At 71.9% G+C, this 25,817-nt stretch carries 13 protein-coding genes; 7 read left to right on the forward strand and 6 right to left on the reverse strand.

Annotated elements, in window-relative coordinates; all coding sequences use genetic code 11:
• Positions 1 to 4 precede the first annotated feature (4 nt).
• On the forward strand, positions 5 to 2,623 hold the full coding sequence (locus OEB96_RS32650; RefSeq protein WP_266220746.1) for a hybrid sensor histidine kinase/response regulator: 2,619 nt from the start codon (positions 5 to 7) through the stop codon (positions 2,621 to 2,623).
• Here OEB96_RS32650 and OEB96_RS32655 read toward each other — a convergent pair.
• Positions 2,609 to 3,541, reverse strand: coding sequence for an AraC family transcriptional regulator (locus OEB96_RS32655; RefSeq protein WP_266220747.1), 933 nt, complete (start codon positions 3,539 to 3,541; stop codon positions 2,609 to 2,611). The two genes, OEB96_RS32650 and OEB96_RS32655, sit on opposite strands and share 15 nt — an antisense overlap.
• Positions 3,542 to 3,664: 123 nt before the next feature.
• Here OEB96_RS32655 and OEB96_RS32660 point away from each other — a divergent pair, with 123 nt between their 5' ends.
• Positions 3,665 to 4,846: a C45 family autoproteolytic acyltransferase/hydolase gene (locus OEB96_RS32660; RefSeq protein ID WP_266220748.1), complete on the forward strand. Its 1,182-nt coding sequence runs from the start codon at positions 3,665 to 3,667 to the stop codon at positions 4,844 to 4,846.
• 53 nt (positions 4,847 to 4,899) lie between these two features.
• Positions 4,900 to 6,288, forward strand: coding sequence for an APC family permease (locus OEB96_RS32665; RefSeq protein WP_266220749.1), 1,389 nt, complete (start codon positions 4,900 to 4,902; stop codon positions 6,286 to 6,288).
• Positions 6,289 to 6,291: 3 nt separating this feature from the next.
• Here OEB96_RS32665 and OEB96_RS32670 read toward each other — a convergent pair whose 3' ends face one another.
• Positions 6,292 to 7,872, reverse strand: coding sequence for an AMP-binding protein (locus OEB96_RS32670; RefSeq protein WP_266220750.1), 1,581 nt, complete (start codon positions 7,870 to 7,872; stop codon positions 6,292 to 6,294).
• The gene (locus OEB96_RS32675; protein ID WP_266220751.1) at positions 7,872 to 8,786 is read right to left on the reverse strand and encodes an undecaprenyl-diphosphate phosphatase; all 915 of its coding nucleotides are present in this window, start codon (positions 8,784 to 8,786) and stop codon (positions 7,872 to 7,874) included. Before OEB96_RS32675 ends, OEB96_RS32670 begins: the two co-directional genes overlap by 1 nt.
• A gap of 97 nt (positions 8,787 to 8,883) precedes the next feature.
• Here OEB96_RS32675 and OEB96_RS32680 point away from each other — a divergent pair, with 97 nt between their 5' ends.
• The 4 genes from OEB96_RS32680 to OEB96_RS32695 all read left to right on the forward strand — a co-directional run bounded on the left by OEB96_RS32680 (position 8,884) and on the right by OEB96_RS32695 (position 13,405).
• Positions 8,884 to 9,213 carry a DUF2489 domain-containing protein gene (locus tag OEB96_RS32680; protein WP_266220752.1) on the forward strand — a complete coding sequence of 110 codons (330 nt, stop codon included), beginning with the start codon at positions 8,884 to 8,886 and terminating at the stop codon, positions 9,211 to 9,213.
• 286 nt (positions 9,214 to 9,499) lie between these two features.
• The gene (hflX, locus tag OEB96_RS32685) at positions 9,500 to 10,909 is read left to right on the forward strand and encodes a GTPase HflX (RefSeq protein ID WP_266220753.1); all 1,410 of its coding nucleotides are present in this window, start codon (positions 9,500 to 9,502) and stop codon (positions 10,907 to 10,909) included.
• A complete protein-coding gene (locus tag OEB96_RS32690) occupies positions 10,909 to 12,543 on the forward strand; it encodes an ATP-binding cassette domain-containing protein (protein WP_266220754.1) in 1,635 nt (544 codons plus the stop codon). Before hflX (OEB96_RS32685) ends, OEB96_RS32690 begins: the two co-directional genes overlap by 1 nt.
• Before the next feature lie 13 nt (positions 12,544 to 12,556).
• Positions 12,557 to 13,405 carry a helix-turn-helix domain-containing protein gene (locus OEB96_RS32695; protein ID WP_266220755.1) on the forward strand — a complete coding sequence of 283 codons (849 nt, stop codon included), beginning with the start codon at positions 12,557 to 12,559 and terminating at the stop codon, positions 13,403 to 13,405.
• A gap of 38 nt (positions 13,406 to 13,443) precedes the next feature.
• Here OEB96_RS32695 and OEB96_RS32700 read toward each other — a convergent pair whose 3' ends face one another.
• From OEB96_RS32700 to OEB96_RS32710, 3 genes are all read right to left on the reverse strand, one after another.
• On the reverse strand, positions 13,444 to 22,020 hold the full coding sequence (locus tag OEB96_RS32700) for a sacsin N-terminal ATP-binding-like domain-containing protein (protein ID WP_266220756.1): 8,577 nt from the start codon (positions 22,018 to 22,020) through the stop codon (positions 13,444 to 13,446).
• A 109-nt stretch (positions 22,021 to 22,129) separates the two neighbouring features.
• A complete protein-coding gene (hflX, locus tag OEB96_RS32705; RefSeq protein WP_266220757.1) occupies positions 22,130 to 24,085 on the reverse strand; it encodes a GTPase HflX in 1,956 nt (651 codons plus the stop codon).
• Entirely contained in the window at positions 24,082 to 25,812 is a 1,731-nt protein-coding gene (locus OEB96_RS32710; protein ID WP_266220758.1) for a response regulator, read from the reverse strand. Before OEB96_RS32710 ends, hflX (OEB96_RS32705) begins: the two co-directional genes overlap by 4 nt.
• Between the last annotated feature and the right edge of the window lie 5 nt (positions 25,813 to 25,817).

Consider the following 25,817-nt stretch of genomic DNA (forward strand, 5'->3'; position numbering starts at 1 on the left):
GACGATGGACGCGTCATCCCCCAAGCCGTCGGCCCTGGGCCGGCTGCTCCTCCTGCCCCCCTGCCGCACCGAGGAGGAGCGCGTGCTCGCGATCACGCTGCGGACGCTCCTGTGGGCGTGCGTGGCGTGCTCGGTCGCGTCGATCCTCGCGTCCATGGTCCTGCCGCTGGGCATCGTTCGCGAGCGGGCGATGTGGGCCTGTCTCGGAGCGGAGACCATCGCGCTGGTGCTCCTCCATGCCGGGCGCGTGCGGGCCGCGGCGTGGACGTTCCTCGCCATGGTCATCACGACGGTGATCGTGCTGGTGCTCTCGTCGGGCGATGGCCATCGCAGCACGGCCTTCGATGGGCTGTTGCTGGCGGCGGTGCTCGGCGGGCTGCTGCTCGGCTGGCGCACCGGGGTCGTCCTGGGGGTGGTCCACGTGCTGGTGTTGACCCTGATGCTGATGGTCGAGCCGGGCGCGTGGGCGACGGAGGGCATCGGGGCCGAGTCGGACGAGGTCTCCTGGTTCGTTCGCTTGATCATGGACGTGCTGATCCTGGTGGCGCTGGGCCTGGGCCTGCGGCGCCTGCAGCACTCCCGCGACACGCTCGAGCGGCGCGTGAGCGAGCGGACCGCCGAGCTCGAGCGCGCGCGTGACGAGGCGCTGCGCGCAAGCCGAGCCAAGAGCGAGTTCCTGGCCAACATGAGCCACGAGATCCGCACCCCGATGAACGCGGTGATCGGCATGACGGGCCTGCTGCTCGACACCGAGCTCGACGCGCGTCAGCGCGGGTTCACCGAGGTCGTGCGCGGCAGCGGCGAGGCGATGCTCGAGCTCATCAACGACATCCTCGACTTCTCCAAGATCGAGGCCGGCGAGCTGCAGCTCGAGCATGCCCCGGTGCGGATCCGCGAGTGCGTGGCCAATGCGCTGGAGGTGCTGGCGCTGTCGGCCGCGAGCAAGGGGGTGGAGCTCTTGGCCCACGTCGACCCCGACGTGCCCGTGGCGATCTACGGCGACTCGATGCGCGTGCAGCAGACGCTGGCCAACCTCGTGGGCAATGCGGTCAAGTTCACCGAGCAGGGCGAGGTCGAGGTCCGGGTCCGGATGGCGGACGAGGGGGTCGAGATCGCCGTGCGGGACACGGGGATCGGAATCCCGGCCGAGGCCATTCCGCGGCTGTTCGGCGCGTTCACCCAGGCCGACGCCTCCACCACCCGGCGCTTCGGCGGAACCGGGCTGGGCCTGGCCATCTGCAAGCGGCTGGTCGAAGCCATGAACGGACGCATGTGGGTGGAGAGCACGGTGGGGGCGGGCTCCACGTTCCACGTGGTGCTCCCGGCCGAGCCCGCGCCCGCGGAGCGCCCGGCGTACCTCGAGCCCGGGCCGCGCTCGATGGCGGGGGTACGGGTGCTCGTGGTCGACGACAACGCGACCAGCCGCGAGGTCCTGCGCTTGCAGCTGCAATCGTGGGGGATGGTCGCCGTCCTCGCCGGGAGCGGCGAGGAGGCGCTGGCCTTGCTTCGCGATGGGGCCAGTGTCGGCTGTGTGGTGCTCGACATGCAGATGCCGGGCATGGATGGCTCGACGCTGACCGAGCGGATCCGGGAGCTCCCGGGCGGCCGTAGGCTCCCGCTGGTGATGCTCACCTCGCTCGGGCAGCTCGACCCAAGCGGCCGGATGCGCGAGATCAAGGCGTTCCTGACCAAGCCGGTCCGTCCCTCGCGCCTGTTCGACGTGCTGCTCTCGTTGGTCAAGGGCGCCGCCCCCCGGCGGTTCACCACGGGATCGATGCCGGCCGTGATCGATCCCAAGCGGCTCGACATCAGGATCCTCGTGGCCGAGGACAACGTCACCAACCAGCGGGTCGCTCGGCTCACGCTCGAGCGCCTGGGGTATCGCCCCGAGCTGGTCTCCAACGGCGAGGAGGCGATCGCGGCGCTCGGGCGGGTGGCCTACGACGTCGTGCTCATGGACGTGCACATGCCCGTGCTCGATGGTCTGCAGGCCACCCAGCGCATCCGGGCTCGGGGCGAGCTGAGGCAGCCGTACATCGCGGCGGTGACCGCCAACGCCACGGTGCGGGATCGCGAGACATGCCTGGCGGCGGGCATGGACGACTACGTGAGCAAGCCGTTTCGGCCCCGCGACCTGCGGCAGGTGCTCGAGCGCTACGCCGCGTCCGCTCGCCGGACGGCGGCGCACTCGGAGGCCGGCCCAGACCCCGCTCGTCCGGCCGAGGAGCCCGCGGCCGAGTCCGACGACGGCTTCGATCGCTCCGCGATCGATCGAATGCGATCGGAGATCCTGGGCACCGAGGATCTCGAGGAGCTCTCGGCCTTCCTCGACGATTGCATGCGCGACGTGGACGGAATGGTGACCAAGGCCGAGGGCGCCGACCGCGAAGGCGACCTGGTCGTGCTCGAGCGGATGGCCCACACGATCAAGTCCAACGCGGTGCTCGTGGGAGCCCGGCGCCTGTTCGCGCTGGCCAAGGCGCTCGAGCCCAGGGTCCAGCGCATGGCGGAGGACGAGCGCCACGCGGCCGTGGCCAAGCTACGCGCCGCGTTCGATGCCCACCGGCGCGTGGTGGATCGCGAGCGGGCGTCGTGGCGCCGGTGGCCGCTACAGCGTCCGTAGCGCGCGGTACTGGCTGGGGGTCAGGCCCATGTGCCGGGCAAAGGCCCGGCTGAAGCTCGGGTGATCGGCAAAGCCCACCGCAACGGCGATGTCGACGATGGGATCGGGGCGACTTCGTAGCATGCGCGCCGCGTGGCACAGCCGCAGCGTGCGGAGATAGGCGCCCGGGGTCATCCCCACCACGCGCTGGAATTGCCGCACGAAGTGGTACTTGGACAGCTCGGCGTGTGCGGCGAGGCGATCGAGCGCGGTCGGCTTGCCCGTGGAATCGTCACCGGAGTCGTCGGCATCCTCGGCGGACGCATCGGGTGGAAGCTCGCGGAGGTAGTCGAGCACCTGCGCGATCTTGCGGTGCCCGACCCGTGCGGTGGAGCGAAGCCGCGGCGCGCGGAGGTTGGAGAAGCCCTCGAACGCGGTGGCCAGGACCTCGCCGAGCGCGGCGTCGAGCTCGAGCGCCGTCGGTAGGTCGTCTCGAGAGGGCGCACCCCGTCGTCGTGCCCGGGCCTCCGCCGCACTGCGCATGAGGGCGAGCAGGTCGCTCATCGCCCGCCACAGCTCGCGTCGGCCCGGGGCGCGCAGGCTGGTGAACTCGGGCAAGGGATTGGGGGCGCCGCGCTCGCGGGCGAAGCGCTGAACCAGCTCGCGATCGACGTAGAGGCTGACGTACTCGATGTCGTCGCCGGAGGCATTGCCCGTGTGCACCTGCTGGGGGTTGAGCAGCACCACGTCGCCCTCGCGGAAGCGCTGGAGCTTGCCCGCCACGTGGCACTGCTCGTCACCCCGTAGCTGCGCCGACAGCAGGTACTCGTCGTGGAAGTGTGGACCGAGGGACGCACGACCCTCCGGGCCGTGGGCGTGGTAGAGCGAGAAGCCCTGGCCCGCGTAGAAGTCGCTGCCTCGCCGTCGAGGTCCCACCACCGGTGCACTCTAGCAGGTTGGCTCGAACGCGCGATGCCGGGTGCACTCACACGAGCGTCGCCGGGCTCGACCGTGATGCGGTTGGACGCGCTCGGCGTGCTGCTCGTGGCTATGATGGGGGCGGTGAGTGTCGCCGAGCCCAGCGAGCCAAGCGATCCCAACGATCCCAACGGTCGGGGGGGGCACCCCCTCGAACCCCTGCTCTTGTCCCAAGACCAGCCGCGTGCGCGTGGGCGGGCGCATGGCGAGCACTGGAGGCAGGCGATCCAGGAGCTGGCGGAGCTGCGCTGGGCCCTCATCGGGCGCGCTGGCCGTCTTGGTGGGCAGCACGAGGGACTTGCAGCCCGGCCGCACCTCGACGCGCTGCGGCAGCAGCTCCCCGCGCTGGCCGACGAGCTCGAGGGCATCGCCGAGGGCGCCGCTCTGGCTCCCGAGCGGGTGATGGCGCTGAACCAGCACGGCGACCCGGGCACCATCGTGCGTGCCTCCCCGGGTACCCCCGACGCGGGCGCGGCGACCTACGGGGATCCCGGCGGGGGTACGGTGATCTACTTCCATGGCGTGAGGGGACCGCTGCTCGGGCAGACCTGGGACCTGCACGCCGACGCCGAGCCCTACGTCCGCGTGCTCCGGATCGCGCCCGCCGGGGGCGACCGCGAGATCCTGTGCCCCACCGTCGCCGGTTGCCTGGGACTGGGTGGGATCTCCAGCCTGGGGGTCGCGGTGGCCATGACACCGCTCTACTGCCCCGACCGACGGGTGGGGGTGGTATGGCCGGCGATCGTGCGGGCCATGCTCGAGCAGCCCGACGCCCGGGCGGCCTACGAGCAGCTGCGGGCGCTGCCGCGCTCCGGGGCGCGCTACTGCGTGATGGCGGATGGCCACGACTACTACGGGGTCGAGGCCAGCGTGCAGCAGCCGGTGCTCACCCAGCTCGGACCTCGGGCCGCGCACCTGCACACCAACCACTGCTTCGATCCGGTGCTGCGCAAGCGCGAGTCGGTGCCGCGCAGCAGCTCGAGCTTCCATCGGCTCAACCTCGCGACCACGCTCTACGCCCAGCAGCGGCCGCGGGATGCCGAGGGCCTGTGGTCGCTGCTGCACACGCGCGACGGATCACCGGGCAGCCTGTGCATCGACCCGCCGGGGCCCGGGGCGGCGGCATCCTCCACGGCCACCTGCGCCGTGGTCATGATGCGGCTGCACGACGGCTGGGTTCGCATGGTGTCCGGCAGCGCGCATCGATCACCGCCGCTCGAGCTCGGGGTGGAGCGCTTCGTGGGGCAGCCCGGGCCCGTTCGCTGAGGCATCGGGCGCCGGGCCGGAGCCGTTCGCGGCTTTCTCGTATGCTGCGGCTGGTGTCGACCACGCCCGAGCCCGCGCCCGATCGATGGGGCGAGCGACTGCCCCGCAAGCTCGGGTTCTGGAGCGCCGCGGCGGTGCTCGTGGGGTCGACGATCGGCAGCGGGATCTTTCGGACGCCCGCCGTCGTGGCCGACCGGCTCGACGTGGTGTGGCTGTTCCTGCTGGCCTGGATCCTGGGAGGGCTGGTGTCGGTGGCCGGCGCGCTGGCCTACGCCGAGCTGGCGACCATGATGCCGCGCAGCGGGGGCATGTACGTGTACCTGCGGCAGGCATTCGGCAAGCCGTGGGCGTTCCTGTTCGGGTGGACGCAGCTGCTGGTGCTGCGCCCGGCCTCCTACGGCGCGATCTCCATCACCTGCAGCGAGTACCTGCTCCGCGTGCTCTCGGTCGACGGGTCCGTGGCGATCGTGGGGAGCATCAGCCGGGCCCAGGTGCTGGCCGGCGCGTTGCTGGTCATGGTCGGCGCGGTCAACTACCGCGGCATGGAGCGCGGCGCCTGGGTGCAGAACGTGAGCACGGTGCTCAAGGTGGGCGCGCTGCTCGTGCTGGTGGCGCTGGGCCTGTCGACGATCGGCACGCCGAGCGCCGCGGTGGAGGCCGCACCGGCGTCGGCCCCCTCGCTCTCCGTCGTCTCCGCGTTCGGGCTGGCCATGGTGCCGATCCTGTGGTCCTACGATGGCTGGGCCGACGTCGGGTTCGTCAGCGGCGAGGTCAAGGATCCGCAGCGCACGCTCCCGCGCGCGTTCCTCTCGGGGGCCACGATGGTCGCGGTGCTCTACCTGGCGGTCACGGTCGCCTACCTGCTCGTGATCCCGCTTGGGGCCATGCCGGGCAGCAAGCTCATCGCGGCCGACGTGGCCTCGGCCGTGGTGGGCCCGGTGGGCGTGGTGCTGGTGTCGGGGGCGGTGGCGCTGTCGACCTTCGGCACCCTCAACGGCACGATGATGACCGGCCCTCGGATCTTCTACGCGATGGCCGAGGACCGCCTGTTCTTTCGCCGCCTCGCCCGCGTGCAGCCGCGCTATGGCACCCCCGGGGGGGCGATCGTGCTGTCGGTGGTGCTCGGGGTGGTGTTCGTCTCGATCCGCAGCTTTGCGCAGCTGGTCGATCAGTTCGTGATCGGCATCTGGCCGTTCCACGTGCTGGGAGTGGCCGCCGTGTTCGTGCTGCGACGGCGCGAGCCGGAGGCGGACCGCCCCTACCGCGCGTGGGGGTATCCGTGGGTGCCCGCGCTGTTCCTGCTCGCCGCGGTGTTCCTGCTGGGGAACTATCTGCTGTCCGAGCCGCTGACGGTGCTGGCCAATGCGGCGGTGATGCTGGCGGGGGTACCGGTGTACTACGCGTGGACCCGGCGCACCGCGGCCGCTGCTGCACGAGGGTAGCGGCTACCCTGCGGCTGCATCCGGATCGTCCGGTCGGCGCAGCACCTGCACGAGGCGAGGCTTTTGGACCTTGCCCAGGGCGTTGCGCGGCAGCTCGTCCACCATCACCAGCTGGCGCGGCTTCTTGTAGTCGGCGAGGTGCTCGGCCACCCAGGCAACGAGCACCTCGGGCTCGGGTGGCGCCGGCAGCTCGGGCACGGGGACCACGGCCGCGGCGATGCGCTCGCCCCAGCGATGATCGGGCACCCCCACCACCGCGACCTCGCGCACGGCCGGGTGCTGGAGCAGCACCTCTTCGATCTCGGGCGCTGCGATCTTGAACCCGCCGCTCTTGATGATGTCGGTCGAGCGACGTCCCACGATCCGGAGGTAGCCATCGGGATCGGAGACCACCACGTCGCCGGTGCGGAACCATCCATCGGTGAACGCGGCCTCGGTGTCCCGCGGGCGCTTCCAGTAGCCCTGCATGAGGAACGGACCGCGGACCCACAGCTCGCCGAGCTCACCTCGGGCCACGTCGCGTCCGGCTTCGTCGACCACTCGCGCCTCGCAGCCGGGCACCGGCCTTCCCACCGAGCCCGGGCGGCGCTCGCCCTCGTAGGGGTTGCTCAGCGTGATGAGCGTCTCGGTCATGCCATAGCGCTCGAGGATCCGGTGGCCGGTGAGCGCCTCCCAGCGCTCGAGCATCGCGGGGCGCAGCGCGGCGCTCCCGGCCGTGTAGAGTCGCGCACGCGCCAGCACGGCCGCCGCTTCGGGGTGGCGCTCGACGTGCTCGAGCAGGCGGTCGTACATCGTGGGCACCCCCATGAACACGGTGGCGCCACGCTCCACGTCGGTCACGACCGTCGAGGGCTCGAAGCGGCGGTGCAGGAGCACCGTCATCCCGTGCAGGAGCGCGCCGTAGATCCCGATGCACAGGCCATGCACGTGGAACAGCGGCAGCGACAGCGACAGCACGTCGGCGCTCGACCAGCGCCACTGCGTGGTGAGGGCCCCGATGTTGCCGACCACCGCGCCGAGCGACAGGCGCACGCCCTTGCTGCGTCCGGTGGTACCGCTGGTGTAGACCAGCAGCGCCGTCTCGTCGTCGGCGAGCCCGGCGTTGGGCGGTGGTGCAGCGCTCGACGAGGGCAGCCGAGGCAAGGGAGCACCATCGGGCCCGTCGGGCTCGTCGGGCTCGGGGGGAGCGTCGGGATCCTCGGGGAGCAAGCGTCGAGCGCAGGAGGCGGGAAGCACGTCGAGGCGCTCGTCGGCCAGCGTGCGGTCGCACAGCAGCAGCGCGGCTCCGCTGTCGTCGATCACGTGCCGCAGCTCGGCCTCGCGATAGCGGGGATTGATGGGCACGCACACCAGGCCGGCACGGTGCAGCCCGAGCATCAGCGCCACCACCTCGGGGTGCCCCTCGGCCAGCACGGCCACGCGAGCACCTCGTGGCAGGCCATGGGCGTGCAGGGCCATGGCCCAGCGCTCCGCGTGCCGCAGCAGGTGCCGATGGTCGAGAGCGAGCGTCTCACCCACGACCGCGGCACGATCCGCGGGTCGGCCCTTGGTGGCCAGCAGCTGCTGCAGGGCGGGCGTGCCCATCACGCGCCCCACACGATCGCCGCGGTGCCCACGATCGCCAGGTAGATCACGAAGCCGTCGATGCGACCGCGGCGCACGAGCAGGAGCAACAGCCGCAGGCACGCCAGGCCGACCCCGAAGCTGACCACGAACCCCGCGGCGTAGGGCCACGGGTCGACGGGGCCGGTCTCCTGGCCGAGCTTGCGCAGCTCGAGCACGGTGGCCCCGAGGATCGCAGGGATGCTGATGAGGAACGAGAAGCGGGCCGCCGCCGAGCGCGACAGCCCCAGGCCCAGGCCGGCCGCGATCGTCGAGCCGCTGCGAGACACGCCCGGGAGCACCGCCACGAGCTGGGCCAGGCCCACCAGCAGGGCTTGGCGCGGCGAGGGTGGTGGAGGGGCGAGCTCCTCGCCAGCCTCGCTTCCGCGCCGAAAGGCGACGAACAGGATCGCGGCGGTCAGCAGCAGGCACCCGCCCACCAGCCGGGTGCTGCTCTCGACCACGAGGATCGCGTCCTCCACCCCGGGCACCAGCACCAGCGAGAGCGGCAGCGTGGCCAGCACCATCATCACCAGCGTCTGGCGGGCGGGCGATGGGGTCAGGGGCCGGAAGGGAACCGCCGCGAGCTCGAGCACGTCGCGGCGGTACATCCACAGCACCGCCAGCAGCGTGCCTCCATGGGCCACGATGCTGAAGCGGTGGCCGCCTGCCTCCGGGTCCACCTCGAAGAACGCCTGGCCGAGCGCGAGGTGACCCGAGGAGCTGACGGGGAGGAACTCGGTGGCGCCTTGCAGTGCGCCCAGGGCCACGGCCACCGGCAACGTGATGCCCGAGGCGGCCGCGGCGGGCTCGGAGGCCCACGCCGCGCCGGCCATGGCGATCGTGGTGAGCACGACGACGGCGAGCGCGGCGACGACGAGCGTCCGGTTCGGCATCGTCCGGCATCGTCGCCCAGTGAAGGGGGAGTGAGAAGGGGGCGCGCGTGCGTCGGCTCTCCCCGCCGTGCCTCCTCGGGAGTATGATCGGGAGCCGATGTCGGAGGTCTCGCCGTCCATCCGCATGCAGCTGTGCCTCGAGGACGTGCTGCGTGGTCGCGTGCCGCTGTTCGACGGCATCGAGGCGCTCCTGCGGCTCGCGCTGGAGCTACCCGCGCTGGCTGGCGACCGCGATCTCGCGCGGCTGACCGAGATGCTGGCCGAGGCCGAGCACCTGCCCGTCGGAGCCGAGCGAGCGCACTGGCAGGCCCAGGCCCTGCATCGCGTCGATCGAGAGCTGATGGCGCTCGAGCGTCGGCACCAGGACTCCGCGTTCTACTGCTGCCGACGACTGATGCAGACCCTGCAAGCGATGCCCCAGGGGTAGGAGCCTCGATCGTGATCTGGCAATTGATCCTTGCGACCCTCGTGATCGCGTGCCAAGCTCCGCGAAACTTCCTCCAGCCGGAGGACGCGTCATGGATCCCACGCAGTTCCGCTAGTCCCCCGACGTCGAGGTCACCCCTCGCATCGTCGATCACGCATCGGCCGCAGCATCGACGCGCATGAGCGTGTCGTGGCTTCGGCCCGGGCAAGGACTACTCGCGCCTGGTCGGGCCTGTCGAGTTCGCGCTTCGCGATCGGCAGCTCGGACCAGTGCCATCCGGAGCTGTATGAAATTCCAATCGACACCCATCGAAGAGCATCGAGAAGCACCCCTCGCCGACGAGGGGAGACTGGAAGCACTGGTCGCCCACTGGGCCCGGCGGCATGCGGGACCGACCGAGCCCGGCCGCGATGGCGAACCCGGCCAGAACCCCGGCCAGAACCCCGGCCAGAACCACGGCTACGTGGTCAGCGTGGGCGACTGGGTGGACGACACCCAACGCGATGCCCAGCTCGCCGAGATCCTCGCGCTGGTTCGCACCCAGGGCGATCGCGTGGTCGGGCACGAGACCCTGCGGCGCGCTCGACCGGATCCGCGGACATACCTCGGAACGGGTGCATCGCTCGAGATCGCCGCTCGAGCGGCCGAGCACGGGGCCGACCTCCTGGTGGTCGATGCCGAGCTGAGCCCCTCGCAGGCGCGCAATCTCGAGGACGCTACGGGTCTTGCGGTGATCGACCGCGAGGGGGTCATCCTCAACGTGTTCCTGCGCCACGCCAGGACGCGCAAGGCGAGGATCCAGGTCGAGATCGCCCACCTCGAGTACCTACGCCCACGGATCCGCGGCCTCGGGCTCGACATGGACCAGCAAGCGGGCGGCATGATGAAGGCTCGCGGTCCGGGTGAGACCGCCTCGGAGCTGCTGGCGCGGCAGCTCGACGACCGCCTCGTCGAGCTGCGCAAGCAGTTCGCTCGGCTCGCTCGGGCGGGAGAGGTCCAGCGCAAGCGACGGGAGGCCTGCGCCCGCATCGTGCTGGTGGGCTACACCAACGCCGGCAAGACCTCGCTGATGAATGCGCTCACCTCGGCCGACCTGTCCGCGCGTGACGTGCCGTTCGAAACGCTGGACACCACCTCTCGCTGCCTCACCCGCCATGGCGGCGACGTGATCGTGAGCGACACGGTGGGCTTCATTCGCCGGCTTCCCGAGCGCTTGCTCGCGAGCTTCGAGACCACGCTGGCGGAGCTCCGTGAGGCCTCGCTGGTGGTCGTGGTGGTCGACGTCTCGGATCCCGAGCACGAGCTGCACCTGCGCACGACCGAGGCCCAGATCGAGCGGCTCGGAGTGGGCGCGGTGCCCCGCTTCTACGTGCTCAACAAGATCGACCGCATCGATGCTGCGCCGGCCGAGGCGCACATGAGGCGCCTGAGCCACGGCCACGAGCACATGGCGGTGAGCAGCCATGATCGCGTGGCGATGCAAGGGCTGCGGGCGGCACTGATCGCCGCGGCTCGACGCGAGCACCACCGCGTGCGGCTGTTCCTGCCGTATGCGGCGAGCGAGGCGATGGCCCGGGCGTATGCCGAGTGCCGGGTGCTCGAGGCCGATGCGGTCGAGCGCGGCCTGGTGATGACGATCGAGGGCGAGCCCCACGTGATCGAGCAGGTTCGGCGTGCGGCGAAGGAGGTGCAGTGATGGGTGCTCCGCTGCTGGAAGCCCGGGGCCTGTGCGTGGACACCTGGGAGGGACGGCCGCTGTTTCGCGAGCTGAGCATGAGCTTCGGTCGCGATCGGGCGGCACTGGTGGGCCGCAACGGGGTGGGCAAGTCCACCCTGCTGCGGCTGCTGGCCGGCGAAGACGTGCCCGAGCGGGGCTCGTTGGTGCGCCGCGTGCAGCCGCTGCTGGTGCGGCAGCAGCTCGACGCCGAGGAGGTCGAGCGGGCGGCGGCGCGGCTGCGCGAGCGAGCGCTCGACGACGCCGTGGTGGCACGGGCCATCGCCCGGGACGCCGCCGAGGCCGGGCTGCCCGCGGGGCTGCCGGCCGTGCTCGAGCCCCGCCGTGGCGGACGGAGCGGCGGGGAGGCGCGCAAGCTGCTGCTCTTGTGGGCCAGGCACTCGGGGGCCGAGCTGCTGCTGCTCGACGAGCCCACCGAGGACCTCGACGAGGAGGGGATCGCATGGCTGTGTCGCTGGCTTCGAACCTGGCCGCACGGGGTGATCGTGGTCTCACACCACCGGGATCTGCTGCGGTGCTTCGAGGACTTCCTCGTGGTGGCCGAGTCCGGCTGCCGGCACGTCCGTGCCGAGTTCGATGCGCTCGTGCGCACGCTGCAGGACGAGGAGCAAGCCGCCCAGCAGCAGTACGCCCGCAACCTCGAGGTCCTCGCGCAGCAGGAGCGACGCGACGAGCGGATCCGTCGTCGTCGCGAGCGCAAGAAGAACGTGGGGCGCCTGCACGAGCTGCGCCGCTGTACGTCGCGGTGTCGGCTCAACGAAAAGCGCAGCTACGCGCAGGAGAGCCAGGCGCGCGTGGCCAAGATCCGGGACGCACGGATCGGGGCGGCGCGTGCATGGGCCAAGGCCACGCGACGGGCGCTGGCGGTCACCCTGCCGCTCGACCTCGCCTCGCCCGCGCTGCCCGAGCCCGACGGTCGGGCGATCGTGTCGCTCGAAGGCGTGAGCATGGCGATCGGTGGCGTGCGGCTGTGGTCGGGGCTCGATCTTGCGGTGGCACGCCAGCGGATCGCCGTCGTGGGTCCCAACGGCGCGGGCAAGACGACCCTGCTGCAGGTGATGCAGGGACGCACGTCGCCGACCGAGGGCGCGGCGAGGAGCCGACCGGAGCGGATCGGGGCGATCTCGCAGGGCGCCACCGAGTGGATCTCCGACCAGACCTTGCTGTCCCGGCTGCAGGAGGACGCCTCCGCATCGTCGTTGCACGCGCTGGCCGAGGTGGTGGTGGCCCATCGCTTCCCCCTCGCGCTGGCCGAGCGCCCGCTTTGGACCCTGAGCCCGGGCGAGCGGGTACGCGCGGCGCTGATCTGTCTGTTTCAGCGAGCGCCTCGGATCGAGCTGTTGGTGCTCGACGAGCCCACGTTCGGCCTCGACTTCGTCGGCATCGCGGCGCTGCAGCGGGCCCTCGCGGCATGGCCGGGCGGGCTGGTGGTCGCCAGCCATGATCGCGAGCTGCTCGAGGGGATCGGGGTCGAGCAGTGGCTTGCGCTCGATGGTCGAGGAGGGCTGTCGATGGTCGGCCCCGAGCGTGGCGTGAAAACGTCGTGCGGGGGCCAGGGCGAAGTTGGCCCCCCGGAGGCACTCGTGGACTGCTAGGATGGTCGTCGTCATGATCGGCAGTCAGGCCGAGCTGGGGCAGCTTGTGAAGCTGTGCCGTGAGCACCGTGGGCTCACGCAAGATCAGCTCGCCAGGGCGCTCGAGCTCAGCCGTACGGCCGTGGCCCACCTCGAGCAGGGACTGCGCCTGCCCGAGCCCACGGCGCTGCGAAGGCTGTGCGAGCACCTGGGACTGCCGAGGGTGCTCTGGGAGGGCTTCATCCCGCACGACAGCCTCTACGCGATGGCGGTGCACGTTCGCTGCCGCACCTACTTCACCGAGGGCAGCGAGCTGTCGGACGAAGAGGAGCGGCGGGTTCGTCTGGTCCACGCGATCCGCAGCGGAGAGCCGTGGCGAGACGGCAAGCACGTGGTCGAGGATCCACATGCGGCGTGTGCCAAGCGGCAGCGCAAGGCGTTTCCCGGGTTGTTCCTCAACCGCACCTTCGTGCCGGTGCCGCCCCCCGAGGGCGACGACGACCAGGGCGACGCCGAGTGGCCGAGCCTGCGGCTGTCGCGGGCCTATGCGGCCGAGGGCACCGCGTGCCGGGTCGTCACGCAGTTCCGGCGCAGCCGCAAGCTCCGCAAGACCAAGGGCCGCCCCGGCGTGGCCGATCAGCTCGCGACGCTAGTGCTGACCGATGCCCAGGTGTTCCCGGGCGTGGTGCTGGTCGACGACGTGGTCGATCGCGGATCGACCCTGCTCGCATGCGCCACGCGGCTGACCAAGCTGGGGTGGCGGGGCCAGGTCGACGCGCTGGTGGTCGCCTACACGCGCACGCGCAGCGAGGAGGCGCGCGACGGAAGTGCGATGATGCTCGGATGGGACGGCACCTGGGAGCACCCCGTGCGCTCCGGGTGAGGCGGATCGGGTCGCCCGGTCGCGGCTCGATCCTTCGCTCACCCGTCCCGCCCGTCGGCGGGCTTGACCCGATAGCCGGGGAGGCTCTCCACCAGCGCCAGTCCGTCGCGGATCAACGCCTGGATCCCCTCGGGGACCTCGTCGGTCAGCTCGTACTCTCCGCGGATCACCGCCAGCATCGGCTCGAGTCGGGTGGGATCGCCCAGCGCTCGCATGGCGCGTCGGCGCAGCTCGGTCAGCTCCTCGTGGGCCGGCAAGTGCGAAGGGCCTCGACCGTACGCCGCGTCGGCGATCCGCACGATCCTCCGCAGCGCCTCGCGCTCGCGATCGAGCTCGCTCCGCAGCGTGCGGTGCAGCGCATGCACGTGCTCGTCCACCGCGACCTCGCGCTCGGGGCCGGGCAGCACCGGAGTGCCCCAGCCGCCTCCGCTGGTCGGCACGGGGGGCCGCGCCACCGGCTGCAGCTCCACCGTGGGCGGGGCTGCCCCCTGCAGCGGTCTGACCGGCCCGCGAGGCCCCGTCGAGGCATCGAGCGGCAGCAAGCACGGCCCGCTGGCGGAGGGCACCACGGCCAGCGCAAACAGGTGGTCGGGCCGATCGGCGAAGCCCTCGTCGAGCATCCAGCCCGTGGCCACCATCGCGGGCACGCCCAGGTGCCGCAGCAGCTCCACCACGAGGATGTTGAGCTCGTAGCACACGCCGTAGCCCAGGGCGTGCTGGTCGGCGCTGGCGTGGAGCAGCGCGAGGTGGTGGTTGCCCGCTCCCGCCCGCAATTCCCGGGTCGCCCGCTCCACCGCGGGGCGCTCGCGGAATTCGAGGTCGTAGGCATAGTGCCGCTGCACGAATGCCTCGACGCGCCGTGCCTGCTCCCACGCGCCGCGCTCGGAGGACGCGTTGCGGGCCAGCCACTCCCGGACCGGCGCCGGCAGGCGCTCGCGCGGCACGGTGGGACCGGGCATGGGCAGCGAGGGGGCCCGATCCTCGGTGAGCACGGGCGGTCGCCGCAGGCCGACCTCGTAGCGGATCTTCACCGGCCCGCTCGCGTCCACGTCGACGACGGCACTGCCGGCGTAGAGCCGCCCGAGCGGGCGGACCACCGACGGGCTCGCCCCGACCACCTCGAGCCGAGTCACATCGCCGAACAGCGGGACGGGCAGCACGCTGCGCCCGGGCATCAAGGTGCCCGCAAACGCCACGGTGGCGCCGAGCGACTCGCCCTCGAACAGCGCGGGCATGGGGGGCAGCGGCTGCGGATGCCACTGCTGGGTGCTCGGCTCGAACGCCACCCCGAGCGTGTGCACCACGTAGCGGTGCGGTGACGGCAGCACGGGAGGCTGGTGCAGCATGCCCATGGGGACGCGACGGCCTGCCATCTCCCGCAGCGCTCGCCCGCGTACCCAGAGCTGGGGCCCGATGAAGCGAGCGGGGCTGAGCACGTTGGCCCCCGGAGTTGCCCATGCGGGGCGGGACTCGTCGATCGGCGCGTCGTCGGACAGTCCCAGGCGCCGGGCCAGGCGCTGCCAGAACCCGCTGCGCTCGTCGTCGCCCTCGGCCGACGTGGGCTCGCGCTCGGTGTCGTCGTCGTCGGCGAGGTCGAGCCACGACTCCACGGTGGGCCGCGGGCCGGGGAGCGGATCGATGGGACGATCCGCGGCCCGCGGTCGCTCGCTCGGCGTGGGGATCACGAACCGGTGCGATGAGGATGCTTCCGCATCGGGCTCGTGCTGGCTGCGGGCGGTGAGCTCGGCCAGCCTTGCTTCGAGCTCCTCGAGCGACGGCACGTCCTGCTCACCCGGCAACGGCGCAGGAGAGCGCGGGCCGCCCTCGGAGGGGGCCGGCTCCACCACCGCGAGCGGAGCCAAGAGTCCCGCCGGCACGTCGCTGAGCGACGTCGCCGACAAGAGCAGCGCCAGCGCCTCCGTCAACGCCTGGCTCGGCTCGCTCACGTCCACCGCGGCCAGCATGCGAGCCACCAGCGTACGCACCGCATGCTCCTCTTCTTCGGGCAAGCTCGCGAACATGCCCGGATCCCGCCAGCGGTCGAGCGAGCGGTCGCGCAGCTCGGGAAATCGCGCGCAGAGCCGGCGCTCGAGACCGTAGTCGAACAGCTCGCCCACACGCGCGGCCAGCCGCCCCTCGTACCCTCGCTCGGGCTCGGCCGCGATCGGAAAGTGCCGCTGATCGAGATAGTCGTCCATGCGCGCGCGGGTGCGCAGGCGCAGCAGGATCTCCACGATGTCGACCAGCTGCTCCTCTCCGGGCCCGTCGTAGAGGCAGGGCAGCAGGCCCTGGGCGAGCCCCGTGACCACGGCGTCGGGGTCGGTGAGCACCCGCGTGTCCACCAGCAGCGTCGAGGTTCCTGGATCGAACACCGCCACCGCGCGCCGCCGGGCCCGGCCGACGCCGGGGAGCACGTAGTCGACCTGCAGGCCGTCGCGGGCCCGAATCGGCCCCGAGCGCGCCAGCGTGGACAGCCTCGGCTCGTACACCCAGGCGTCGTCGGCCAGGTGCGTGCGCTGCAGCCGAACCCGAGGCAGCACCGCCAACAGGCCCCGCAGGCACGCTCGCAGCTCGCCCAGGCCCTCACCGTGCGCGGCGGTCTGGTCGAGGCCGGTCTCGGCCGCACGCACCTCGTAGCTCTCGCGCAGGCGTCGGATGCCGCAGCGTTCGAAGTATGCGTCGATCGAACTCCGCTCCTCCAGCGGTCCCAGGGTGGCGACGAAGAACGTCCCGACCTCCGCGAACATGGCCTCGAGGGTGGGCGCGTCGCTGCGCAGCACCAGCGGATCCTCGGGCGGTCGCAACCGCAGCGAGCCGTCGTCGTCGCCGCCGTGCTGACGGCACAGCACCACCCGGGCCGGCGGAGCGTCCGGCCGCTGGCCCAGCGCAGCGTAGGCCCGCTGCAGCATGCGAGGGAGCCCGGGCTCGCTCCCGAGCAGGGCTCGATCACCGTGCGCCTCGGCCTCCACGGCGAGCTCCTCGAGGAACGCCATCAGCACCGCAGGCGTGAGCCGATCGGTGATGCCGAACGAGCGGCACAGCGTGGGGCACTCTCGCCAACCGCGCTCCCAGTAGCCGCGGCGGGCCCCAAAGTGCTCGAGCGCGCGCAGCCCCAGCACCCGCTCGTGCGGGTGATACTCCCCGTCGTCGCTGCACACCCACGCGGTGTCGGTCAGCCGTCGGCGCAGCTCGGCGCCGTCGATCCAGCCCTCGGAGAGGCCTCGCTCGAGCCATGCGTACACGCGAAATGGCACCGGGATCCGGGCCTGGCTGCTGCGCTCGATGTGCGCGGTCACCTCGGGCAGCCTCACGTCGGCCGCGGTGCGGAATCCCAGCGCGGCGCACAGATCGTCGCCCAGGGCGCGGGCGATCGCGGGGGCCGGGTAGAGCTCGGGCGCCTCGCCCACGAGCGCTTGCACGTCCGTGGTCCAGCCGAACAGCTCGCTCGGCCGACGCGCCACGTCGTTGCCGTCGAGCACCCAGGCCACCTCGCGCAGCGGAAGCTCGGCCACGGTCTGTGCGGGGTGGGCCCGGTAGAGGTGGGCCACCAGCACCGCGAGCCCGGTGGCGGCCGCCACCGAGGCCACGCCGCCACGCATGACATCAGCCACCCAGGTGCGAGGAGGCGTCCGCGCCACGCCGAGCGCGATCAGCAGGCTCTCCGTGCTCGGCCCCAGGCGCGGGTGGGGCCGGGGATGGGTGGTGCCGAACACCGCCGCGGTTGCGGCGTCGAGCTCCCCCGGCGGCATCAGCAGCGTCGACGCCGGCACGAAGCGACCGTGGGACCCCTCCACCATCACCGCGCCCTCCCCCGACAGCAGCGCGTGGGCCCTGTGCGGCGCCAGCGGGGCCAGGGCGCGCGCGAGGTACTCCAGCAGGCGAGCCGCGCCCGGGCCATCGCCCACGGCGGCGGCCCGGCGATACGCGGGGGCGAGGTGATCGACCACCAGGTCGTCGACCGGTGGTCGGCCCACGCCGAGGTGACGCACCAGCAGGCCGAGGGTCGACTCGGGGAGCTCGGGATGCGGCGTCCAGTCGACGGGCAGCTGCGGAAGCTCGGGATCGATCACCAGCTGATCGGCGGGTCGCAAGGTCCCTCGATCGGTCGGGAACAGCGGCATCATGCGCAGCCGGGTGCGGGCATCGGCGTCGACGAACACCAGGGCCTCTCGATCCTGCAGCCAGGCGTAGAAGCGCCGCCGTCGCTCGTCGTCGTGGAGCACGGGATGGCGAGACAGCGGCGTGGGCTCGACCACCCCGGCCGCCAGCGCATCGAGCACGGCGGCCGGCTCGATCGCCGACAGGCTCGTCAGGTCGAGGAGCGCCTCGGCCATGGCGGGGTGGAGCAGTCGCTCGGCCAGCGGCGTGCCCATCACCAGCGCCACCGTGTCCGCGCCGGCCACCGCCAGCGGATGCACGCGCAGGTGCTCGGTGGCATCCACCCAGGGGCGCGGGGCGTGCTGTGGCCCGATGAACGCAGCCACGCGAGCCGCCGCGGCCGGCTCGCGCAGCCACGACGGCTGACGGGCCAGGGGCTCGCCCGGACGAGCCTCGGCCTCGACGAGCGTGGCCGCGAACGCCGGGGCCGACGCCGGAAGCAACAGCGGCGCCAGCCGCTGCAGCGAAGCCGACGCTCCCGGCTCGAGGGTCACGGCATCGAGCCGGGCTCGTGCGGTGGTGCCCGCAGGCAGCAGCTCGCCCAGCGAGGGGCTGAGGATCGCGTGCTCGGCCCGGATCACCCCGTTGGCCACGGTGGGCCAGATCGCGAGCCGCCCGAGCGCGGGGCTGCTGGGCGCGGCGCCCTCGCGTGGCAGCGGCGGGAAGCGATGGGCCAGCACCGAGGCCTGCTCGACGAGCACGGCGTGGATCCGGGCGAGCACCTCGGGTGTCTGCACGGCGGGTCGCTGCCCCCCGGAGGGGATCTCCGGCGCCCGTGCGAGGTGGTCGACCAGCGAGATCACCGACAGTCGCTCGCGACCGGTTGCCTCGATGATCGACTCGACCAGCGGCTGGGCCCAGTCGGCGAGCACCCGCACCCCGGCCGCGGCGAAGATCGGACGCACCGCATCGTCGCACGCAAACACCTCGGCACCCCGAGCGCCGCCGTGGGCATCGCCCAGCCGACCCAGGCGATCGTCTCGATCGGGGAACACCGCCGTGCCCGCCAGTCGCTGCACGAGCGTGCGGGAGAGCGTGGGGGCTCGCTGCGCGCAGTAGTGCAGCAGCCGCCCGAGCGCATCGGCGCCCCCGACCAACGCCAGCGCCTCGACAAGGTACGCCTGGCCCTCGAGCCGAGCCGAGAGTGCCTCCAGGTCCTCGACCAGCGTCGCGGCGTCGGCTCGTGCGAGGCGAGCATCGAGCTCGAGCTCGGCAACGGCCGCTCGGGTGATCGACTGCGGATCGACGAAGCGACGCCCGGGCCAGCCCACGTACAGGGCCCGCAGCGCGGGATCCTCGGCCAGCACCAGCGCATCGAGACGAGCGGGTCGGCCCTCGTCGTCCAGGAACAGCGGCACCTCGGCCAGCCGAGCCCGCAGCCGGGGAGCAATCGCATCCCGCTCGGCGCGCAGCACCTGCAGCACCGCGGACACCGAGGCCTCCGTGGGCTCGATGCGCAGCGGGGCCTCGGCCTCCGGAGCGAGCGCGTCCACCAGCGCGTCCAGCCCAACCTCTTCGCCGCCCATGCTACGCGCGTGCCGCCGGGCGAGCACCGAGGGGTGGAGCCACGGCACCCCGGCGAGCAGTGCGGCCACGGCGGGCGACGAGGGGATCCGTACGGCTCCCTCGCCCTGCAGCGGGCGCGGCGTGCCGGCGAGATCGGGCCAGATCGGGAGCTCGGCCAGCTCTCGCTGCATGCGCTCGGGGAGCTCGTCGCGCACGTGCTCGAGCAACCCGTGGAGCTGCTGGAGCTGCTCGGCCGTGAGCGAGGCGGCTCGTACCTTCAGGTCCGCGACCAGGGCCGCCAGTGAGAGCGTCGGCGTTCGAGCGCTCCGCAGCAGCGCCAGGGCGGGCTCGTCCTCCTCGAGCACGCAGATCGGCCGCGAGTGACCGTAGTAGTCGAGCAGCGCCTCGGCGACGCGGCTGGGCTCGAACCGCAGCACGCCCTTGCGGTCGCCGGGCTTCGCGGCGGCCCGGTGGTAGCGGCCATCCTGCGCCAGGAACACGGGGAGCCGCGCCGCCCGGCGCTGCATCGGGGCGGGCGCGTCCGCGAGCAAGCCGAGCGCCGCGCGAAGCCGCCCTGGGGTGCCGGGAAAGTCGGTCGCGCCGAGGTCCAGCAGCGGACCTTCGTGGCCGCCGAGGCGCGCCTCGAGCTCGAGCACCAGCTCGCGCACGGTCAGGCAACCAACCCCCAGGCGCTCGAGGAAGGCGGTGGCGGTGGCGCGGGCCGGATCCTCCGGATCGACGGCCGCGTCGTGCTCGGGGTGCACGAAGGCGCGCAGCCCCGCGTAGATCTCCCGCAGCGCGGGCTCGGCTCGCACGATCCCCGATCCCGGCCGATGAAGGGTCTGCTGCTCGGAGAGCACCAGCGGCAGGCTCCGGGCTCGCTGCAGCAGGCCCAGATCGACCAGTCGTCGTGGACCGGCGCCCGTGCGCCGCATCAACGCGCCCTCGAGGACCTCGTAGAGCGCCGCCAGGCGAGCCGGCGTCGGCTGCCGTACGAACGGCGGCGCCGTGGGATCCTCGTGGTGGGTGCCGTCGGGGTGCGAGCCCAGCACCTGCTCGAGGCCGGCCACCACGTCGGTCACGCTCAGGCTCCGGGTGCCGAGCACCATCGCCACGTCGACCGCTCGCCGGGGGAGCTCGCGATGGACGAGGTGACGCGGGCCGTCGGCAACGCGGGCCAGCTCGCCCTCGAACAACGCGGCCAGCTCGTCATCGGCCCGCAGCGCGGCGCCCGGAGGTTGGAGCGTGCCATCGTCGCAGGGCACGATCGCCAGCCCCGCGAACGCCTGGCGCAGGCCCGTCTCCAGGCGGCGAAAGATCGGCGAGCCGAGCTCGTCGGGCAGAGGAAGGACCTCGAGCAGCCCGGCGGCCACCCGCAGCTGCATCGCCTCCTCGAGCCCCTCGGTCAGCCGTGTCGCCAGGGCCGCCAGGCCTTCGGGGACCTTGCTGAGGATCCACTCGTTCCAGCGCGAGTCCTGGGTGATCCGCTCGCGATCGACCGGAACGTCGAAGTGCCCCTGCACGAAGAAGCGCAGCCCCGAGCGCTCTTCGGTGGGCAGGTAGCTATAGATGGTCGGCGTGTCCTCTTCGAGCGTTCGCGGGACTCCTTCGTCGTCGATGCGCAGCCCGACCATCACCCGCGTGCGGTCGGCCCGCCCGGGCGCTCGCGTGCCGCCCGAGTACACGTGCTCGGCATCGTGCACCGCATAGCCACGCACCCACCCCTCGGGCTCCTGGCGGATCCGCGAGATGCCGCGTGCGTCCGGCGGGAGCTCGTGGACCGCGTGGCGGGTCACCGCACCGGCTTCGTCGACCAGCTCGAGCTCGATCACATCGATGCGGCGCAGCGTGAACAGCACGATCGCATCGAGATCGCGGGCCTTGCCGAACAGCACCGCCGGAGAGCGCTGCGGATCGGCCGGGTTGCGCAGCGGCAGCACCAGCACGGTGCCGTCGGGCGGCACGTCCGCCGGGCGGGCCGACAGCGGCTTGGGGATCGACACGTCGGCGATCTCGAAGCGGTAGACGTCGGAGTAGATCCGAGGACGATCGGTGACCTCGTACACCGACTTGAAGCCCACCCCGAAGAATCCGATCTGCTGCTTGCGCTTGGTGGTCTGTCCGATCGACGTCACGCCGACCACGTCGCGCGTGTCGAACGGCTGGCCGTCGTGCCACAGCACGATGCGCCGAGGTTCGAAGCGCAGGCGAAAGCAGCGGGCCCCGGAGTCCTCCGCGTTCTGCAGCAGCTCCACCAAGAAGTGCCCAGGATCGGTATAGACCCGCTTGGAAAGCAGCTCCTCGGCGTTGGCCTGCGACACCGCCTTGGGGGCGCGTCCCAGCACCTCGAGCGTGCGCAAGGCCAGGTCCTCCAGCGTGGCCTCCAGCGCCGCCGCCGTCGGAGGCCCGTGCGCCGCCGCCTGCCGTCGCAGCGCGGCGATGCCAGGGGCCGACACCTGGGCGAGCTCGTCCACCGTGACCTCGTGCCCCCGACCCTCGCGCAGCGCCTCGGCGCAGCGCTCGGTCAGCGCCTGCACATGGGCATCACGAGCCTCCACGAAGTTGTGCTTGAGCGCGCGATCGACCAGGCACATCACCGACACCTGGGCGAGCGTGACGCGCTCGAGCACCGCGAGCAGCATGGCCTGGAGGTGCTTGCCTTGCACGGCGGAGAAGCGCCCCTCGCCGACGAGCGCCCGCAGCACGCGATCGACGGCCGTGTCCGGTTGCTCGAGCAGCATCTGCGCCACCCAGCCCTGCTCGGACGGCTGCGCCAGGAACCCGCGCTCGAGCAGCGCCCTGGCCAACCACGAGAGCGGCGCATGATCGCGGACGGCCGCGCAGGTCCGCAGCAGCACGCGTGGGTCCTCGCCGCGCTCGAGCGCCTGCCCGAGCCAGCGCAGCTGCTCGTCGAGCGGGAGAGAAGCGAACTGCGGCGTGGAGTCGGACATTCGGAGGTCCGACGATGGTACGACGTTCGCTTGGCCGGCCGGCCGCGCATCGGAAGGCGAGCCCCCTCGACCCCGACGCACGGGATGCTGCCAGGAGCCCGCGCTCGCGCTACGATCGCGGGCGGTGAGCCTCTTGCTCGTGTTCGCGTCGCTCGTCGCCCTCGTTCAAGGCGTGGCCTGGCTCGGGCCCCGTCGTGGCACGCCCCGCTCCGCGGCCGGGGCTGCGTTGAGCGTGCTGGGCGTGCTCGGCTTGGCCCTCGGTCTGCTGCTCGCGCTCGTCCCCGGGTTCTTCGGCTGACGCGGTGGCCGGAGCGAGCGCCTCGGTCGACGCCCCCGTTGCTGCTTCCAGGTAGGTCGCATGCTCGGGGCGCTCCACGCGCCCGCGCTCCCACAGGTGCGACTCGATCGCCTCCATCAGCTCCCGCGTGGTGCGCTTGTCCAGCGCGCTGACGAAGAATGCCCGATCGCCCCCCGTGAGGCTGGCGAAGTCCTCCACGGTCGGAGGGGTCGCGAGCGCATCGCACTTGTTGAGCACCACGAAGCGAGGGACTCGCCCCGCGCCGAGCTCGGCGAGCACGGCATCCACGGTCGCGACCTGCTGCTCGCGATCGGGATCGTTGGCATCGACCACGTGGAGCAGCAGATCGGCGTCGGCGATCTCCTCGAGCGTGGCCGAGAACGCCTGACGCAGCGCGGGCGGCAGCTCGCGAATGAAGCCCACCGTGTCGAGCAGCACGATCTCGCGGTCCATGGGGAAGCGGATCCTTCGCACGGTGGGGTCGAGCGTGGCGAACAGCTTGTTCTGCGCATCCACGGCGCTCCCCGTGACCGTGTTGAGCAGGGTGCTCTTGCCCGCGTTGGTGTAGCCCACGATCGCCACCACCGGCACTCGTGAGCGGCGACGCTGCGCGCGCTGTTGATCGCGTTGCTTGCGGAGCTGCACGAGCCGACGCTCGAGGTCGGCGATGCGATCCTTGGCGCGCCGCCGATCGATCTCGAGCTTGGTCTCACCGGGCCCGCGCCCCCCCACGCCGCCCATCAGACGCGACATCATGGTGCCCTTGCCGACCATCTTGGGCAGCAAGTAGCGCAGCTGGGCCAGCTCCACCTGCAGCTTGCCGTCGGAGCTGCGCGCGTGGTTGGCGAAGATGTCGAGGATCAACATCGTGCGATCGATGACCTTGAGATCCGTCTGTTCGGTGATGGTGCGCGCTTGCGATGCACTCAGCTCCGGATCGCACACGAGCAGCTCCACGTCTTGCTCGAGGGCTCGTACCAGTACCTGCCGCAGCTTGCCCGCTCCGAAGAAGCTGCGTGGATCGGGCTGGGGCCGCCGTTGTTCCACCAGCTCCACCAGCCCCAGGCCCGCGGTACGGCACAGCTCGCGCAGCTCCGCCTTGCGTGCGGTCGTGTGCTGCCCTCCGTCGTGGACCATCAGCACCATCGCGCGGGTGCCCTGGACCTCGGCTCGGGCCCGCGCGGTCGCGGCCTCGAGCTCCGACTCCAGCTCTCGTACGAACGGGAGGAGCGGAACCGGCAGGGTCGCCGCGTCGGCGTCGGAGGGCTGTTCCTCGTCGGCCCGAGCGAGGATGGCCAGCGGCGTGCGCGTCCACGTCCGCGTGCGAAAGGCGTCGCGGACGTCGGGAGGAGGCGGAGCCAGGCTGGCCAGATCCACCGCGATGCCGGCGGGACCGCGATGGATGGCGGCGACCAGGTCGAGGCGAAGCTTGGCGAGGTCGGCGAGCTCCTCACGGTCGAGGGGCTCGGGCACCAGGTGCGTGACCACCAGCCGAATGCCACGCAAGCGGCCGGCCACGCCGCGCACGCGCGAGAACTCGGGGAGCTCCAGGCTGTGCGCATCGCCCAGGATCACACGCGACACCCGGCCGCGGCGATCGATGAACAGCCCCACGCGACGACCGATCTCGTGGGCGAGGTCGAGCAAGTCACGGGCGAGCGCCGGGCTCACGACTTGATCGGCAGCGGTCGAGCGATCACCCAGCTTCTGGAGCTGGCGGACGTGGCTCGCCTTGAGGTTGGCGGTGTCGCCGTGGACTCGGTTCACGGGGTGGGCTGCCCGTCGAGCACGCGCAGGGCGACCGCAATGGCCTGCTGGGCGCGGAGCTCGTTGCTGCGACGAGACTCGAGCTCGGCTTGGGCCTGCTCGAGCTGCTGGCGGAGCTCGTCGCGCTCGGTGGACGCCGTACGCAATTGCTCGTGCGTGCGGGCGAGATCATCCTCGAGCGAGTCGATCTGAGCCTCGGACGTGGTGCGCATGCTCTCGGCCTCTCCGCGTGCGTTGGCGAGCTGACCGTTGAGCTGCCCGAGCTCGGCCCGCAGCGAGGCTTCGACCTCGGATGCTTCCGTCTGGATGCGCTCGCGCTCTGCGCGATGTTGTTCCTCTTCGAACTCGAGCTCGGCTTGGTGCTCGCGTGTGAGCGAGGCCAGTGCCTCGGCCTTGTCGGCAGCGACGGCCTGCTTGGTCTCCTCGAGCGTGCGTTCGGCCTCTTGCTTGACGCGCTCGATCTCGTCCCGAAGGCTCTGCGAGTCCGCGTGCAGGTCGGCGGCCTCCTGGGTCAGGAGCTCGGACTTGGTGTTCAGCTGCTCGAGCAGCTGCTTGGTCTCGTCGAGCTCCTGCCGAGTGGTGGCGAGGTCGGTCTCGGCGGACTCGAGCTCGCGGTGCAGCGCTGCGATCTTCCTTTGGCCGTTCTCCTCGGACTCCGCGAGCTGCGTCTCGAGCTCCTTGACCCGGCTCTGGATGCCTTCGAGCCGGGTCTTGAGGCCCTCCTCGCGCTTGAGCGCCGTCGAGCGGTCACGGTTGGCAACCTCGGATTGCTCGGCCGAGGTGATGACCTTCTCCTCGGCCGCGAGGAGCTGCGACTCGAGCTCGCCGATCTGGACCTGCAGCTCGCGGTTCTTGTGCTTGGCATCGAGCACCGAGCGCTCGGCGTTCTCGACCTCGTCCTTGAGGGCGAGGATCTCGCGCTTCTTGGCGTTGAGCTGGCTCTTGAGCTGGATGACCTCGCGTTGGATCTTGAATTCGCTGCTGCTCCCGCCGCTGTCGGTCGAGTCGGACTCGGGCTCTGGTGCGGCCTCGACCGCCGCCGAGCGTGGTCGCGGCGCAGGGGCGGGAGCAGGGGTGGACTTGGTCCGGCTCGGGATCGTCGGGATCGGCGACGAGCGGCGCGTGGGTTCGGGAGCGGGCTTGACGGGGGCCGGCTCGGGGGCGGGATCGTCGAGTATCCCGTCGAAGGAGAGCTCGACCTCGTCGGTCGCAGGCGCGGGAGGCTCCGCCTTCTCCTCCATGTCGGCGAATTCCTGCTCGAGGTCCGCCATCTCGAGCCGGTCGCTCGTGGGAGGCACGTCCTCTTCGAGTGCGATCTCGAGGTCGTCCGCGAGGGAGGAGGTGCCTCCCGCTTCGGTCAGCTCCATCAGACCACCGACCGCCGTGATCAGCTCGGCCTCGGTGAAGGGCAGCTTGAGATAGTCGTCGGCGTGCGTCTTGAGGTTGCGGTGCTGATCGAAGACGTCGGTGGAGACGTCCGAGGCATACATCACCAGGTGGATGGTGCGAGTCTCCTCGTTGCGACGCAGCTTGTTGCAGACGGAGAAGCCCGAGACATTGGGTAGCTCGACCCGCAGGAATATGATGTCGGGGGAGGCCGTCTTGGCCAGGTTCATCGCCTCCGAGGCGTCCTGGGTCGCGGTGAACTCGAACCCGAGAGGCGCCAGGGCGGTGCGAATGCTGGCGTTGGCGGCCTCGTCGGCATCGATGATCAGCGCGGATGGCACGGGGG

This window comes from Paraliomyxa miuraensis, from assembly GCF_026337845.1.
Classification (GTDB): Bacteria; Myxococcota_A; Polyangia; order Nannocystales; family Nannocystaceae; genus Paraliomyxa; species Paraliomyxa miuraensis.